Consider the following 14992-nt stretch of genomic DNA (forward strand, 5'->3'; position numbering starts at 1 on the left):
GGACGCTTATGAACCCGAATTTTCTTGATTTCGAACAGCCGATCGCTGACCTGCAAGCCAAGATCGAAGAGCTGCGCCTGGTCGGCAATGACAATTCGCTGAATATCGGCGATGAAATCTCCCGCCTGCAAGACAAGAGCAAGACGCTCACCGAAGACATCTTCGGCAAGCTGACCAGCTGGCAGATCGCGCGCCTGGCCCGCCACCCGCGCCGCCCGTACACCCTGGACTACATCCAGCACATCTTCACCGAGTTCGACGAGCTGCATGGCGATCGCCACTTCTCCGACGACGCGGCCATCGTGGGCGGTATCGCTCGCCTGGACGATCAACCGGTGATGGTGATCGGTCACCAGAAAGGCCGTGAAGTGCGCGAGAAAGTCCGTCGCAACTTCGGCATGCCGCGCCCGGAAGGCTACCGCAAGGCGTGCCGCCTGATGGAAATGGCTGAACGCTTCAAGATGCCGATCCTGACTTTCATCGATACGCCGGGTGCTTACCCGGGTATCGACGCAGAAGAACGCAACCAGAGCGAAGCGATTGCCTGGAACCTGCGTGTGATGTCCCGCCTGAAAACCCCGATCATCGCCACCGTAATTGGTGAAGGTGGTTCCGGTGGTGCACTGGCCATTGGCGTATGCGATCAGTTGAACATGCTGCAATATTCGACCTACGCGGTGATCTCGCCGGAAGGTTGCGCCTCGATCCTGTGGAAAACCGCAGAAAAGGCACCGGACGCCGCTGAAGCCATGGGCATCACCGCTGATCGTCTCAAAGGCCTGGGTATCGTGGACAAGGTCATCGCCGAGCCATTGGGTGGTGCTCATCGTGATCCGGCGGCTGCCGCTGCGACTATCCGCGCTGAGCTGGGCTCGCAATTGGCGATGCTCAAGAAGCTGGATAACGAAGCGCTGTTGAAGCGCCGTTATGAGCGTCTGATGAGCTACGGCCTGTAAGATTTACGCAGGACTAAATGTGGGAGCGGGCTTGCTCGCGAATGCAGAGTGTCAGTCACTGGAAAGGTCGACTGATACACCGCATTCGCGAGCAAGCCCGCTCCCACATTTGCTTTGTGTATGCTGAGTTATCGCATTCCAGATAGATGGCGGTACTTTCTATGAAGCCCTCTTTAACCGCCAAACTCTTACAAGTCCTGTCACCCTGGCGCAACGCCCCCGCCTGGCATATCGCTTTCTCCGGCGGCCTGGACTCCACGGTCCTGCTACATCTCCTTGCGAATACCGAACACCTCCCGCCGTTGAGCGCCATCCACGTCCATCATGGCCTGCAGGCCGCCGCTGACGCCTGGCCAAGTCATTGCCAGTTAGTTTGTGACAGCCTGGGCATGCCCCTGCGCGTCATGCGCGTGCAGGTGCAGCCCGGCGCCAGCCTTGAGCGTGCTGCTCGTGAGGCGCGTTACCAGGCGTTTGCCGAGGCGGCCGGGGCAGGGGAGGTCGTGCTGACGGGCCAGCATCGTGATGATCAGGCTGAAACCCTGCTGTTTCGCCTCTTGCGTGGGGCCGGGGTGCGCGGTTTGGCGGGCATGCCGCTGCATCGCCCATTGGCGGGTGGTCATCTGGTGCGCCCGTTGCTGGATGTCTCCCGTGCGGAGCTGGAGGCCTACGCCCACGCGTATCAATTGAAGTGGATCGAAGATCCGTCCAATGCCGATCCAGGGTTTGCCCGTAATTACCTGCGCCATCGCGTATTCCCTATCCTCGCGGAGCGCTGGCCCCAGGCTGTTTCAAGCCTGGCCCGCACCGCCGGGCATCTGAGCGAAGCCCAAGGCCTGCTTGATGAGCTGGCTCACATGGACTTGCAGGGTGCGGATCAACCTTCGCCATTTCCCTGGCTTGAGTTGCCGTCCCTGGCTTTGGCACCACTGCGTGAGCTTTCTGACGCCCGTCAGCGCAACGCCTTGCGGCATTGGCTGACTCCGCTCACCCGGTTACCCGACAGCGACCACTGGGCCGGTTGGTGTTCTTTACGTGATGCCAAGGCCGACGCACAGCCGCTATGGCGCCTGGCTGACGGCGAATTGCACCGCTGCGGCGAGCGTATCTGGTGGTTGCCTGCTACTTGGTCGGAATGTTCCCACGCAACGGTGAGCTGGCTCGATCCGCAAAACCCACTAGAGTTACCCGGCAATGGCCGGCTCGAATTTATTGGCAAGACCCCCGAAGGCCCTTTGGCGGTCCGTTATCGCCAGGGCGGCGAAACCCTCGAAGTACCGGGCCGAGGTCGGCGTGACTTGAAGCGCTTGCTCAATGAATGGGGGATGCCGGGCTTCATGCGTGGCAGATTGCCGCTGCTGTATCAGGGCGAGCAATTGCTGGCTGTCCCAGCCCTTGCCGGGTTATGGCCCGGCCCAGTAGGTGGCTGGCAATTACATTGGATGCCACAGAGGTGCGATCAAGGTTTGAGCTGATAGAGCCTTTCCGGTAGACTACGCTCCCTTCTTGATACAACTTCTGTGGATTCTCCTGAATCGCAGCAGTTGCCGATTACCAAGCAGTCTTTGCTGGGCGATTCCAAAAAATGTGTAGCGATCAACGTACCGGTGTTTCATTGCTGGTCTGTCACCACGCGGCGGTTTTTTTGAAAGGTGCACTGTGATTAATGCAGGTGATCGGGGGCTTCGGCCTTCCTTCGCTTTCCCCGGCGGCTCGGACCGCTTTAACGCAGACTTCTAGGGTTTTTCATGACGCGCTACATATTCGTCACGGGCGGTGTTGTTTCTTCATTGGGGAAAGGCATTGCATCGGCTTCATTGGCGGCCATCCTGGAGGCGCGGGGACTTAAGGTCACCATGCTCAAGCTGGACCCGTACATCAACGTTGACCCGGGCACCATGAGCCCGTTCCAGCACGGTGAAGTGTTCGTCACCCACGACGGCGCCGAAACCGACCTGGACCTGGGCCACTACGAGCGGTTTATCCGCACGACCATGACCCAGAACAACAACTTCACCACTGGCCGTGTCTACGAGCACGTGCTGCGCAAAGAGCGCCGTGGTGACTACCTGGGTGCAACCATCCAGGTGATCCCGCACATCACCGACGAAATCAAGCGCCGCATCATCAAGGGTGCAGGCGATGCCGACGTGGCGATGGTCGAGATCGGTGGCACCGTGGGTGACATCGAATCCCAACCGTTCCTCGAAGCCATCCGCCAGTTGCGTTTCGAAGTCGGCGCCAAGCGCGCGATGCTGATGCACCTGACCTTGGTGCCGTACATCGCCACTGCCGGCGAGACCAAAACCAAGCCAACCCAGCACTCGGTCAAGGAACTGCGTTCCATCGGCCTGCAGCCGGACGTGCTGGTGTGCCGTTCCGATCACCCGATCGACATTTCCTCGCGTCGCAAGATCGCGCAATTCACCAACGTTGAAGAACGTGCGGTGATCGCGCTGGAAGACGCCGACACCATCTACAAGATCCCGGGCATCCTGCATTCGCAAGGCCTGGACGATTTTGTGGTTGAGCGTTTCGGCCTGCAATGCAACGGTGCGGACCTCTCCGAGTGGGAAGCCGTGGTTGACGCCAAGCTCAATCCTGAGCATGAAGTCACCATCGCCATGGTCGGCAAGTACATGGAGCTGCTGGACGCGTACAAGTCGCTGATCGAAGCGATGAGCCACGCCGGTATCAGCAACCGTACCAAGGTCAACCTGCGCTATATCGATTCCGAAGACATCGAGAACCAAGGCACTGCGCTGCTAGAAGGCGTTGATGCGATCTTGGTACCAGGTGGTTTCGGCCTGCGTGGCGTGGAAGGCAAGATCACTGCCGTGCAGTACGCCCGTGAAAACAAGGTGCCGTACCTGGGTATCTGCCTGGGTATGCAAGTGGCCGTTATCGAGTTCGCCCGTAACGTGCTGGGCTGGAAAGACGCCAACTCCACCGAGTTCGACAGCAAGAGCGGTCACCCGGTCGTGGGCCTGATCACCGAGTGGGAAGATGCCACCGGCGCGGTCGAGACCCGTACCGAAGCCTCCGACCTGGGCGGTACCATGCGCCTTGGCGCGCAGGACTGCCTGCTCGAAGCGGGCTCGCTGGTTCACGATTGCTACGGCAAGGACGTGATCGTCGAGCGTCACCGTCACCGCTACGAAGTGAACAACAACCTGCTGCCGCAAATCAAAGAGGCTGGCCTGAAAATTTCCGGTCGCTCCGGTGATGGCGCGCTGGTTGAAGTGGTCGAGGCACCGGATCATCCATGGTTCGTGGCTTGCCAGTTCCACCCGGAGTTCACCTCCACGCCGCGCGACGGTCACCCGTTGTTCAGCGGTTTCGTCAAGGCAGCACTGACGCAACACCAGAAGAAGGCGTAACCCTGATGGCCCAGAAGATCATTCGCGTCGGCGATATCGAGATTGCCAACGACAAGCCCATGGTGCTGTTTGGCGGCATGAACGTGCTGGAAAGCCGCGACATGGCGATGCAGGTCTGTGAAGAGTACGTAAAGGTCACCCAGAAACTGGGTATCCCTTACGTGTTCAAGGCCAGCTTCGACAAGGCCAACCGTTCGTCCGTGACGTCCTATCGCGGCCCGGGCCTTGAAGAAGGCATGCGGATCTTCCAGGACATCAAGCAAGCCTTCGGCGTGCCGATCATCACCGACGTCCACGAGCCTGAACAGGCTGCCGTGGTCGCCGAGGTGTGCGACATCATCCAGTTGCCGGCCTTCCTGTCGCGCCAGACCGACCTGGTCGTCGCGATGGCCAAGACCGGCGCTGTGATCAATATCAAGAAAGCCCAGTTCCTCGCACCCCAGGAGATGAAACACATCCTGAACAAGTGCGTCGAAGCGGGTAACGACCAGTTGATCCTCTGCGAGCGTGGTTCGAGCTTCGGCTACAACAACCTCGTGGTGGACATGCTCGGTTTCGGCATCATGAAACAGTTCGAATACCCGGTATTCTTCGACGTGACCCACGCGCTGCAAATGCCTGGTGGTCGCGCCGATTCTGCCGGTGGGCGCCGTGCCCAGGTGCTGGACCTGGCCAAGGCCGGCATCAGCCAGTCGCTGGCGGGCCTGTTCCTGGAAGCCCACCCGGACCCGGACAACGCCAAGTGCGACGGCCCATGCGCCCTGCGCCTGGACAAGTTGGAGCCATTCCTGGCCCAGCTCAAGCAGTTGGACGAACTGGTCAAGAGTTTTCCGACGGTAGAAACCGCGTAAGCGTCGTTTCTCCGGTAGACTTTCCCACGCTTTACGCTCAGGCCCCCGGGCCTGAGCCTTGTCGCCTGCAAGCCTGCCCCGTTGTTCCACCCTTGCGGTCGGTCAAAAGTTTCCCTTCAGCTGCGTCGTTTTCGTCAACTTTGGAGTGTTTACAACAATGGCAAAAATCGTCGACATCAAAGGTCGTGAAGTTCTCGACTCCCGTGGCAACCCCACCGTCGAAGCCGACGTGCTTCTCGATAACGGCATCATTGGCAGCGCCTGCGCGCCGTCGGGTGCGTCTACCGGTTCGCGCGAAGCGCTGGAACTGCGTGATGGCGACAAGAGCCGTTACCTGGGCAAAGGTGTACTCAAGGCCGTAGCCAACATCAACGGCCCGATCCGCGACCTGCTGCTGGGCAAAGACCCGGTTGACCAGAAAGCCCTTGACCTGGCGATGATCAAGCTCGACGCCACCGAAAACAAAGGCAGCCTGGGCGCCAACGCTATCCTCGCCGTATCCCTGGCTGCGGCCAAGGCTGCTGCCCAGGACCAGGACCTGCCGCTGTACGCCCACATCGCCAACCTGAACGGCACCCCGGGTGTTTACTCGATGCCGGTTCCGATGATGAATATCATCAACGGTGGCGAGCACGCCGATAACAACGTCGACATCCAGGAATTCATGGTTCAGCCAGTTGGCGCCAAGTCCTTCTCCGAAGGCCTGCGCATGGGCACCGAGATTTTCCATCACCTCAAGGCTGTGCTGAAGGCCCGTGGCTTGAGCACTGCGGTGGGTGACGAAGGTGGTTTCGCACCGAACCTGGCGTCCAACGAAGACGCACTCAAAGTGATCTCCGAAGCCGTGGCCAACGCTGGCTACAAGCTGGGCACCGACGTGACCCTGGCCCTGGACTGCGCGGCCAGCGAGTTCTACGAAGATGGCAAGTACAACCTGTCCGGCGAAGGCCAGGTGTTCAACTCCGAAGGTTTCGCTGACTACCTGAAGGGCCTGACCGAGCGCTACCCGATCATCTCGATCGAAGACGGCCTGGACGAGTCCGACTGGGACGGCTGGAAAATCCTTACCGACAAAATCGGCGAGAAAATCCAACTGGTGGGCGACGACCTGTTCGTGACCAACACCAAGATCCTGAAAGAAGGCATCGATAAGTCGATCGCCAACTCGATCCTGATCAAGTTCAACCAGATCGGCACCCTGACCGAAACCCTGGAAGCCATCCAGATGGCCAAGGCTGCGGGCTACACCGCCGTGATCTCCCACCGCTCCGGCGAAACCGAAGACTCGACCATTGCCGACCTGGCCGTGGGCACTTCGGCGGGCCAGATCAAGACCGGTTCCCTGTGCCGTTCCGACCGCGTTTCCAAGTACAACCAATTGCTGCGTATCGAAGAGCAACTGGCTGGCAAAGCGAAGTACAACGGTCGTGGCGAGTTTCGCGGCTGATCGGCAAATGGTAAAAAGTCGGCGGATTGCGTCGGAAAATTCACGATAGAGTGAATTTCGACGCTAATCTGATGGCTAACAAGCACAAGCCTGGTTTTTCCAGGCTTCGTGCTATCAGTTGCTTTAAAAGTTTTTGCATGGCTGTCTTTTTTCACTGGATACCCGATATTCGATGCGCAGTCCCAATTGGTTGTTCCTCGTCTTGCTCTTGCTGCTGGCTGGCCTGCAGTACCGCCTGTGGGTGGGGAATGGCAGCTTTGCGCAGGTAAAAGACCTGACCGAGCAAATTGCTGCACAGCACGCCGAAAATGAAATCCTGCTGGAGCGCAACCGCGTCCTCGATGCCGAAGTGCTTGAGCTGAAAAAAGGTACGGAGACCGTCGAAGAACGGGCTCGCCATGAACTGGGCATGGTCAAGGAGGGCGAGACCCTCTACCAGTTGGCCCAATGAACACGCGTTTGCCGGCCTTCTGGGCCGTGATTCCTGCCGCGGGCGTCGGTGCCCGTATGGCTGCGGACCGTCCCAAGCAATATCTGCAACTGGGCGGGCGCACAATTCTCGAACACAGCCTTGGCTGTTTTCTCGACCATCCTTCCCTCAAGGGGCTGGTGGTCAGTCTTGCTGCTGATGATCCTTACTGGCCTGGCTTGGCCTGTGCTACCGACCCGCGCATCCAGCGTGCCGAAGGCGGTATTGAACGCTCGGGGTCGGTGCTCAATGCGTTGCTGCAATTGAATGCCTTGGGCGCCAGTGATGATGATTGGGTGTTGGTGCACGATGCGGCGCGACCTAACCTGAGTCGCGATGATCTCGATAAGTTACTGATGGAACTGGCGGATGACCCCGTTGGAGGCCTGTTGGGCGTGCCGGCCCGCGATACGCTCAAGCGTGCCGACAAATACGGGCGGGTGGTTGAAACCGTTGATCGCAGTTTGATCTGGCAAGCCTATACGCCGCAGATGTTTCGTCTGGGAGCCTTGCACCGCGCGTTGGCCGACAGCCTGGTGGCGGATGCGGTGATTACCGATGAAGCTTCGGCGATGGAGTGGGCTGGCCAGGCGCCGCGTTTGATTGAGGGGCGCTCGGACAATATCAAGGTCACTCGGCCGGAGGACCTTGAGTGGTTGCGGTTGCGGTGGGCTAATCGCAGGTAGCCAGTGATTCCGAGTTGACCCTTTCGCGAGCAAGCCCGCTCCCACATTTGACCGCGTACATCCTGGATAAACGCGGTCAAATGTGGGAGCGGGCTTGCTCGCGAAGAGGCCAGTACAAGCACCCAAAAATCACCCGCTGTACTCCGGCCTCCCAGCCAACCCCTCCTTCAAAAAGTCCACCAACTTGCGCACCTTCGGCGACAAATGCCGCTGCTGCGGATATAGGGCCCACACCGCCGTATTCGGCGGCTGATGCGACTCCAGCAATGACACCAGCGCGCCACTGTGCAAATGCTCCAGCACGTAATAGTCCGGCAGCTGGCACAACCCAACCCCCTGCAACGCCGCATCCAATACTGCCTGCCCACTGTTGCAGCGCCAGTTTCCCTGCACCCGCTGGGAAAATTCACGCCCGTCCTGGGCCAGCTGCCAGATATCCGAGCCGCCAATCAGGCAGTTATGCCGGCTCAATTCCGACAAGCTATGGGGCCGTCCATACCGCGCCAGGTAGGACGGCGACGCGCACAGGTACATGCGCCGAGGGGCCAGGCGGCTGGCGACCATACGCGAGTCCTGCAGGCGTCCGAGGCGAATCGCGAGGTCAAGGCCTTCATGCACCAGGTCCAACTGGCGATTGCTCAGCTCGATATCCACCCGCAATTGCGGATACAACCCCATGAATCGCGTGACCAAGGGCACGATAAATCGCTCGCCGTAGGCCACGGCGCAGGTCATGCGCAACATGCCCTTAGGCTCGCTGGTGAGGTCGCCCACTGCGCGCAGGGCTTCTTCGCGACCGTCTTGCAAGCGCTGGCAATGTTGCAGAAAGGTTTGCCCTGCCTCGGTCAGCGTCACCTTGCGTGTACTGCGATACAGCAACCTGGTTTGCAAGCGTTCTTCCAGGCGCGCCACCTGCCGGCTGATATGGGATGACGACACGCCCAGGCGCTCCGCGGCGGCCGTGAATTGGCTGCATTCGGCCACTGCGACAAACTCATCGATGCCTTCCCAGCGGTTTTCCAGCATGGTGATTATCCCTGTACAGCAATAAAGTTTTGCTTTTGTCCGGATTATTAATCAATGGGCCATGTTTTACACTCACCTCCTCAGTTTTTAACCTCCTGGAGAAACCCGGATGATCAAGTCCCGCGCCGCCGTAGCCTTCGAAGCCAAGAAGCCCCTGGAAATCGTTGAAGTGGATGTCGCCATGCCCAAGGCTGGCGAAGTGCTGTTGCGCGTGGTCGCATCCGGCGTGTGCCACACCGACGCCTACACCCTGTCGGGCGCTGACCCGGAAGGCATCTTCCCGTCGATCCTCGGCCACGAAGGTGGTGCGGTGGTTGAAGCCATTGGCGAGGGCGTGACCTCGGTTGCGGTGGGCGATCACGTGATCCCGCTTTACACCCCGGAATGCGGCAAGTGCAAATTCTGCCTGTCGGGCAAGACCAACCTGTGCCAGGCCATCCGTTCCACCCAGGGCAAAGGCCTGATGCCGGACGGCACCACGCGTTTCTCCTACAAGGGCCAGCCGATCTTCCACTACATGGGCACCTCGACCTTCTCCGAGTACACCGTGCTGCCGGAAATTTCCGTGGCCAAGATTCCTAAAGAAGCCCCGCTGGAAAAAGTCTGCCTGCTGGGTTGTGGCGTCACTACCGGCATTGGTGCGGTGATCAACACTGCCAAGGTCAAACCGGGCGACACCGTGGCCATCTTCGGCCTGGGCGGTATCGGCCTGTCGGCTGTTATCGGTGCGGTTAAAGCCAAGGCGGGTCGCATCATCGCCATCGATATCAACCCGGCAAAGTTTGAAATCGCCAAGCAACTGGGCGCTACCGACTGCATCAACCCGAAAGACTACGACCGCCCAATCCAGGACGTGATTGTCGATTTGACCGACGGCGGCGTGGACTTTTCCTTCGAGTGCATCGGCAATGTGCAACTGATGCGCGCTGCCCTTGAGTGCTGCCACAAAGGTTGGGGCGAGTCGGTGATCATCGGCGTGGCCGGTGCTGGCCAGGAAATTTCCACTCGCCCATTCCAATTGGTGACCGGTCGCGTCTGGCGCGGTTCGGCGTTCGGTGGCGTGCGCGGTCGCAGCGAATTGCCAAGCTACGTGGAAATGGCCCAGACCGGCGAGATCCCGCTGGGCACCTTCATCACCCACACCATGGGCCTGGAAGACATCAACAAAGCGTTTGACCTGATGCATGAAGGCAAGAGCATTCGTACCGTCATCCACTTCTGAGGTCGGCCATGAGTCTGGAAAACCTGTCGTGCCAGAAGAGCTTCGGTGGCTGGCACAAACGCTACAAGCATCATTCCGATGTGCTCGGTTGCGACATGACCTTCGCCGTTTACCTGCCGCCGCAAGCGGAGCAGGGCGGCAAGTTGCCGGTGTTGTACTGGCTGTCTGGCCTGACCTGCACCGATGAGAACTTCATGCAGAAGGCCGGCGCCCAGCGCATGGCCGCCGAACTGGGGTTGATCATCGTGGCGCCGGACACTAGCCCCCGTGGCCCGGGTGTGCCGGGTGACCCGGACAATGCCTGGGACTTCGGCCTCGGCGCAGGGTTTTATCTGAATGCCACCCAGGAACCTTGGGCCAAGCACTATCGGATGCATGACTACGTGGTGCAGGAATTGCCTGCATTGGTTGAGGCGCATTTCCCGGCTTCGGACAAGCGCGGTATTAGTGGTCATTCCATGGGCGGGCACGGTGCGTTGGTGTGTGCGCTGCGCAATCCTGGGCGCTACCTGTCGGTGTCGGCGTTTTCGCCGATCAACAATCCGATGGATTGCCCGTGGGGGCAGAAAGCCTTCTCCCGCTACCTGGGCGAAGAACGCTCTAAATGGCGTGAATGGGACGCTTGCGTGCTGATCAGCGAGGCCTCGCAAAAGCTGCCATTGCTGGTGGACCAGGGCGACCGCGACGACTTCCTCGCCGTGCAGCTCAAGCCCGAAGCCTTGCAGCAAGCCGCGAAGGCGGCCAACCACCCGCTGGAACTGCGCCTGCAACCTGGCTACGACCACAGCTACTTCTTTATCGCCAGCTTCATCGAAGACCATTTGCGACACCATGGCCGTGCTTTGCTCGGTTAATGTCGGGCAAAAGTAGGTAGAATCACGCCCTGAATTAAATCGGGGCGTTTTTTTATGCGTATTGGCCACGGCTACGATGTGCACCGTTTCGCCGAAGGCGACTTCATCACCCTGGGCGGCGTGCGCATTGCGCACCACCATGGGTTGCTGGCTCATTCCGACGGCGACGTTGTGTTGCATGCCTTGAGCGATGCCTTGCTCGGCGCGGCGGCGTTGGGTGATATCGGCAAGCACTTTCCGGACACTGATCCGACCTTCAAAGGCGCGGACAGCCGGGTATTGCTGCGCCATGTGGTCGGCCTGATCCACGCCAAAGGCTGGAAGGTCGGCAACGTCGACAACACCATCGTGGCCCAGGCACCGAAAATGGCGCCCCATATCGAATCGATGCGCGCGCTGATTGCCGCGGATCTGCAAATAGAACTGGATCAAGTGAACGTGAAAGCCACCACCACTGAAAAGCTCGGGTTTACCGGGCGTGAAGAGGGCATTGCGGTGCACTCCGTCGCCTTGTTGCTGCGCGCATGAACGACCTGCAACTGTTAGGCCCGCGCGCCTATGGCGAGGCCTTGGGCAGCGCGGTACTCAAAGCCACGGCGGAAGATTTCCAGGTCGACGAAGTGCTCGATATCCCGCTGACCGGCGAGGGTGAGCACCTGTGGTTGTGGGTCGAGAAACGTGGCCTCAACACCGAGGAGGCCGCGCGGCGTATCGCCAAGGCCGCTGGCGTGCCGTTGCGCACCGTCAGCTATGCCGGGCTCAAGGATCGCCAGGCGTTGACCCGCCAGTGGTTCAGCGTACAGCTGCCAGGCAAGGCCGACCCGGACATGAGTGCGGCAGAAAACGACACCCTCAAGATCCTCAAGACCGCTCGCCACAAGCGCAAACTGCAACGCGGCGCGCATTCGGCCAACGGTTTTACCTTGCGGCTGACCCAACTGGCCGGTGATACCGCTGCCATTGATGCGCGCTTGCAACTGATTGCACAACACGGCATTCCCAACTATTTCGGTGCGCAGCGCTTTGGCCACAATGGTGGCAATGTCGTCGATGCTCGCGATTGGGCTGCCCGCAAGGCCTTGCCGGAGCAGCGCAATGTGCGTTCGCGGTTGCTGTCCACCGCCCGCAGTTTTTTGTTCAACAAGGTGTTGGCGGCGCGGGTTGCCGATGGTTCCTGGCAGCGCGCCCAGGTTGGTGACCTGCTTGCCTTTACCGACAGCCGCAGTTTTTTCCCGGCGGGGGAGGCTGAATGCAGCGACCCGCGCCTGGCGATTCTGGACCTGCACCCGACCGGCCCGCAGTGGGGCGAGGGTGACTCGCCTGCCAGTGGGGCAACCCATGCCTTGGAACAAGCGATTGCCGCGGGTGAGGCCGACCTGCGCGATTGGCTGGTGAATGCCGGCATGAGCCAGGAACGTCGCATTCTGCGACTGCCCATTGGCGGGTTGACGTGGCATTATCCCGGTCCTGACATTCTGCAATTGGAATTCGTCCTGCCGGCCGGATGCTTCGCCACTGTACTGGTGCGCGAGCTTGTTGATCTGGTGCCGGTGGGGCAGACGGACAGCCCATGCGTATTCTGATATCAAACGATGACGGTGCCACCGCACCCGGTCTTGCCGCGCTCTATGCTGCGCTGGAAGATTACGCCGAGTGCGTGGTGGTTGCCCCCGACCAGGACAAGAGCGGCGCCAGCAGTTCGCTGACGCTCGACCGTCCCCTGCACCCGCAGGTTCTGGCCAATGGCTTTATCAGCGTGAACGGTACTCCTACCGATTGCGTGCACCTGGCAATCAACAGTTTGTTGGACCAGGAGCCGGACCTGGTGGTGTCGGGCATCAACCTGGGGGCGAACCTGGGCGATGACGTGTTGTATTCCGGTACCGTTGCGGCGGCGCTTGAAGGGCGTTTTCTGGGGCGAACCTCGTTCGCCTTCTCGTTGGCTTCGCGCCAGTTGGACAACCTGCCCACCGCCGCCTACTTCGCCCGCAAACTGGTAGAGGCCCATGGTTCCCTGGACCTGCCGCCGCGCACGGTGCTCAACGTCAATTTCCCAAATTTGCCTTTTGAGCATATTCGCGGGTTTCAACTGACACGGCTGGGGCATCGTTCCCGGGCGGCGGCGCCATTGAAGGTGGTGGACCCGCGCGGCAAAGAAGGCTACTGGATCGCTGCGGCGGGCGATGCCGAAGACGGTGGCCCCGGCACCGACTTTCACGCAGTGATGCAAGGCTATATCTCGATTACCCCGCTGCAGCTTGATCGCACCTTCAGTGATGCCTTCAGTAGTCTCGATGGCTGGCTGGAGGCGCTGAACTGATGGCCCGTGAACAAGACGACCTGCTGCGCCGTGGTATCGGCATGACCTCCCAGCGTACCCGCGAGCGTTTGATCCAGCGCCTGTACGAAGAAGGCTTGTCCAACGCCCAGGTGCTGGAAGTGATCCGGCGCACGCCTCGGCATCTGTTTGTCGATGAAGCCCTGGCCCACCGTGCCTATGAAGACACGGCGCTGCCTATCGGCCATAACCAGACCATCTCCCAGCCTTACATGGTGGCGCGCATGAGCGAGCTGCTGTTGGCGGCGGGCCCGCTGGACAAGGTGCTGGAGATTGGTACCGGCTCCGGCTACCAGACGGCCGTGCTGTCGCAACTGGTGGAGCGGGTGTTCTCGGTGGAGCGCATCAAGGTCCTGCAGGACCGCGCTAAGGAACGTCTGACAGAATTGAACCTGCGCAACGTGGTATTTCGTTGGGGTGACGGCTGGGAGGGTTGGCCGGCGCTGGCGCCTTACAACGGCATTATCGTCACCGCTGTGGCTACCGATGTGCCGCAAGCGTTGCTCGACCAACTAGCCCCTGGCGGGCGGCTGGTCATCCCGGTAGGCTCCGGCGAAGTACAACAATTGATGCTCATCATCCGTGAAGACGAAGGCTTTTCACGGCATGTGCTCGGCGCCGTGCGCTTCGTACCGTTGCTCAATGGCCCCCTGGCCTGATCATTTGTTTGCGGGCAGTGAATTCTGTTGATGGGGATGTGTCTTACGGCGGGGTTCATGGAGTCAACATGATCGGGGGCGGGTTTACACGCGATGAATTTTTCGTTTCAGTCGTGTGCCGGTAAAACTCCAATGCCCAGTTATACTTGCGTCATATTTCAAGCCTGATACAGGCGTTCATGTTCAGCCACCACAAAGGGAGCGGCGGGTGAGTCTCACAGGTCTTGCGCAGCGTATGAGTAAAACAAGCTTTCAGCGACTGGTGCTTGGCCTTGTCTTCAGTTCCGTGTTGGTTGGGTGTTCCAGTTCACCCAGCAGCGGTGCACGGGTGGTTGACCGCAATAACGCTGTGCCGCAAAAACCAACGGTGACCACCGGGCAATACGTGGTGCGCAAGGGCGACACACTGTTCTCGATTGCCTTCCGCTATGGTTGGGATTACAAGGCGCTCGCAGCCCGTAACAATATTCCCGTGCCGTACACGATACATCCGGGTCAGACGATTCGCTTCGACGGACGTACCGGTTCAACGCCCACCACGGTGGTGACAAACACCGCGTCTTCGCCGTCGTCCTCAAGTAAAACGACGATCATCACCAGGCCCGCAGGCACTGCCTCGCCAACGATTGCGAGCAAGCCGGCAGCGGCGCCATTACCCCCTGCAGGACCCGCTCCGACGGGTTGGGGTTGGCCCTCAAACGGAGTGTTAATTGGAAAATTCTCTTCAAACGGTAGTTTGAATAAAGGCATTGATATCGCCGGAGATTTGGGACAGCCTGTTTTAGCTGCGTCTGATGGGACAGTGGTGTACGCCGGGAGTGGTTTACGGGGCTACGGCGAGCTGGTCATCATCAAACACAGCGATACCTACGTCAGTGCCTACGGTCATAACCGTAGGCTTTTGGTTCGGGAGGGGCAGCAGGTCAAAGTCGGACAGACAATTGCCGAAATGGGGTCAACTGGTACAGACCGGGTGAAACTGCACTTTGAGATTCGCCGTCAAGGGAAGCCTGTAGATCCGCTGCAATTCCTACCCCGTCGTTGATGTGTTGCCAGCCTGTTCCCTCACGTAGAAGGAACAGGCTCAAGCGTTGCCAAGGATAAAGG

General features: G+C 59.8%; 15 protein-coding genes. 14 read left to right on the forward strand and 1 reads right to left on the reverse strand.

All coding sequences use genetic code 11. The annotated features are described in order from the left end of the window. The first annotated feature begins 8 nt into the window (after nucleotides 1-8). The 7 genes from ACLD1Y_RS24740 to ispD all read left to right on the forward strand — a co-directional run bounded on the left by ACLD1Y_RS24740 (nucleotide 9) and on the right by ispD (nucleotide 7786). The gene (locus tag ACLD1Y_RS24740; protein ID WP_429480394.1) at nucleotides 9-956 is read left to right on the forward strand and encodes an acetyl-CoA carboxylase carboxyltransferase subunit alpha; all 948 of its coding nucleotides are present in this window, start codon (nucleotides 9-11) and stop codon (nucleotides 954-956) included. 161 nt (nucleotides 957-1117) lie between these two features. After that, nucleotides 1118-2428 carry a tRNA lysidine(34) synthetase TilS gene (tilS, locus tag ACLD1Y_RS24745; protein ID WP_429480395.1) on the forward strand — a complete coding sequence of 437 codons (1311 nt, stop codon included), beginning with the start codon at nucleotides 1118-1120 and terminating at the stop codon, nucleotides 2426-2428. A 273-nt stretch (nucleotides 2429-2701) separates the two neighbouring features. Beyond that, on the forward strand, nucleotides 2702-4333 hold the full coding sequence (locus tag ACLD1Y_RS24750; RefSeq protein ID WP_226455865.1) for a CTP synthase: 1632 nt from the start codon (nucleotides 2702-2704) through the stop codon (nucleotides 4331-4333). Nucleotides 4334-4338: 5 nt separating this feature from the next. Continuing rightward, the gene (kdsA, locus tag ACLD1Y_RS24755; protein ID WP_010563535.1) at nucleotides 4339-5184 is read left to right on the forward strand and encodes a 3-deoxy-8-phosphooctulonate synthase; all 846 of its coding nucleotides are present in this window, start codon (nucleotides 4339-4341) and stop codon (nucleotides 5182-5184) included. Between the two features lie 157 nt (nucleotides 5185-5341). Beyond that, nucleotides 5342-6631: a phosphopyruvate hydratase gene (eno, locus tag ACLD1Y_RS24760; protein ID WP_429480396.1), complete on the forward strand. Its 1290-nt coding sequence runs from the start codon at nucleotides 5342-5344 to the stop codon at nucleotides 6629-6631. Nucleotides 6632-6803: 172 nt separating this feature from the next. Then, nucleotides 6804-7082, forward strand: coding sequence for a cell division protein FtsB (gene ftsB / locus ACLD1Y_RS24765; RefSeq protein ID WP_003231201.1), 279 nt, complete (start codon nucleotides 6804-6806; stop codon nucleotides 7080-7082). After that, nucleotides 7079-7786 (forward strand): 2-C-methyl-D-erythritol 4-phosphate cytidylyltransferase, encoded by a 708-nt coding sequence (ispD, locus tag ACLD1Y_RS24770; RefSeq protein WP_429480397.1) that lies wholly within the window; start codon nucleotides 7079-7081, stop codon nucleotides 7784-7786. Before ftsB ends, ispD begins: the two co-directional genes overlap by 4 nt. Nucleotides 7787-7915: 129 nt before the next feature. On the opposite strand, the gene ACLD1Y_RS24775 is transcribed toward ispD, so the two are convergent. Beyond that, entirely contained in the window at nucleotides 7916-8812 is an 897-nt protein-coding gene (locus ACLD1Y_RS24775) for a LysR substrate-binding domain-containing protein (protein WP_429480398.1), read from the reverse strand. 109 nt (nucleotides 8813-8921) lie between these two features. On the opposite strand from ACLD1Y_RS24775, the gene ACLD1Y_RS24780 reads away from it, so the two are divergent. From ACLD1Y_RS24780 to ACLD1Y_RS24810, 7 genes are all read left to right on the forward strand, one after another. Then, nucleotides 8922-10034, forward strand: coding sequence for an S-(hydroxymethyl)glutathione dehydrogenase/class III alcohol dehydrogenase (locus tag ACLD1Y_RS24780; protein ID WP_429480399.1), 1113 nt, complete (start codon nucleotides 8922-8924; stop codon nucleotides 10032-10034). 8 nt (nucleotides 10035-10042) lie between these two features. Then, nucleotides 10043-10888, forward strand: a complete 846-nt coding sequence (gene fghA, locus ACLD1Y_RS24785) for an S-formylglutathione hydrolase (RefSeq protein WP_429480400.1) — start codon at nucleotides 10043-10045, stop codon at nucleotides 10886-10888. Nucleotides 10889-10942: 54 nt separating this feature from the next. Continuing rightward, nucleotides 10943-11416, forward strand: a complete 474-nt coding sequence (ispF, locus tag ACLD1Y_RS24790; RefSeq protein WP_012722614.1) for a 2-C-methyl-D-erythritol 2,4-cyclodiphosphate synthase — start codon at nucleotides 10943-10945, stop codon at nucleotides 11414-11416. Further along, nucleotides 11413-12471 (forward strand): tRNA pseudouridine(13) synthase TruD, encoded by a 1059-nt coding sequence (gene truD / locus ACLD1Y_RS24795; RefSeq protein WP_429480401.1) that lies wholly within the window; start codon nucleotides 11413-11415, stop codon nucleotides 12469-12471. The genes ispF and truD overlap by 4 nt, the downstream gene beginning before the upstream one ends. Further along, nucleotides 12459-13208 (forward strand): 5'/3'-nucleotidase SurE, encoded by a 750-nt coding sequence (gene surE / locus ACLD1Y_RS24800; protein WP_429480402.1) that lies wholly within the window; start codon nucleotides 12459-12461, stop codon nucleotides 13206-13208. The genes truD and surE overlap by 13 nt, the downstream gene beginning before the upstream one ends. A 41-nt stretch (nucleotides 13209-13249) precedes the next feature. Further along, nucleotides 13250-13885 (forward strand): protein-L-isoaspartate(D-aspartate) O-methyltransferase, encoded by a 636-nt coding sequence (locus ACLD1Y_RS24805; RefSeq protein WP_193557532.1) that lies wholly within the window; start codon nucleotides 13250-13252, stop codon nucleotides 13883-13885. A gap of 208 nt (nucleotides 13886-14093) precedes the next feature. Then, entirely contained in the window at nucleotides 14094-14930 is an 837-nt protein-coding gene (locus ACLD1Y_RS24810; protein WP_429480403.1) for a peptidoglycan DD-metalloendopeptidase family protein, read from the forward strand. Nucleotides 14931-14992 lie beyond the last annotated feature (62 nt).

The sequence above is a fragment of the Pseudomonas sp. 18175 genome, assembly GCF_050432925.1.
Taxonomy (GTDB): Bacteria; Pseudomonadota; Gammaproteobacteria; order Pseudomonadales; family Pseudomonadaceae; genus Aquipseudomonas.

Excerpts from the sequence above, each read along its gene's own strand:
- ACLD1Y_RS24740 (WP_429480394.1), top strand. The coding sequence starts at position 9 with ATGAACCCGAATTTTCTTGATTTCGAACAGCCGATCGCTGACCTGCAA.
- tilS (WP_429480395.1), top strand. The coding sequence starts at position 1,118 with ATGAAGCCCTCTTTAACCGCCAAACTCTTACAAGTCCTGTCACCCTGG.
- ACLD1Y_RS24750 (WP_226455865.1), top strand. The coding sequence starts at position 2,702 with ATGACGCGCTACATATTCGTCACGGGCGGTGTTGTTTCTTCATTGGGG.
- kdsA (WP_010563535.1), top strand. The coding sequence starts at position 4,339 with ATGGCCCAGAAGATCATTCGCGTCGGCGATATCGAGATTGCCAACGAC.
- eno (WP_429480396.1), top strand. The coding sequence starts at position 5,342 with ATGGCAAAAATCGTCGACATCAAAGGTCGTGAAGTTCTCGACTCCCGT.
- ftsB (WP_003231201.1), top strand. The coding sequence starts at position 6,804 with ATGCGCAGTCCCAATTGGTTGTTCCTCGTCTTGCTCTTGCTGCTGGCT.
- ispD (WP_429480397.1), top strand. The coding sequence starts at position 7,079 with ATGAACACGCGTTTGCCGGCCTTCTGGGCCGTGATTCCTGCCGCGGGC.
- ACLD1Y_RS24775 (WP_429480398.1), bottom strand. The coding sequence starts at position 8,812 with ATGCTGGAAAACCGCTGGGAAGGCATCGATGAGTTTGTCGCAGTGGCC.
- ACLD1Y_RS24780 (WP_429480399.1), top strand. The coding sequence starts at position 8,922 with ATGATCAAGTCCCGCGCCGCCGTAGCCTTCGAAGCCAAGAAGCCCCTG.
- fghA (WP_429480400.1), top strand. The coding sequence starts at position 10,043 with ATGAGTCTGGAAAACCTGTCGTGCCAGAAGAGCTTCGGTGGCTGGCAC.
- ispF (WP_012722614.1), top strand. The coding sequence starts at position 10,943 with ATGCGTATTGGCCACGGCTACGATGTGCACCGTTTCGCCGAAGGCGAC.
- truD (WP_429480401.1), top strand. The coding sequence starts at position 11,413 with ATGAACGACCTGCAACTGTTAGGCCCGCGCGCCTATGGCGAGGCCTTG.
- surE (WP_429480402.1), top strand. The coding sequence starts at position 12,459 with ATGCGTATTCTGATATCAAACGATGACGGTGCCACCGCACCCGGTCTT.
- ACLD1Y_RS24805 (WP_193557532.1), top strand. The coding sequence starts at position 13,250 with ATGACCTCCCAGCGTACCCGCGAGCGTTTGATCCAGCGCCTGTACGAA.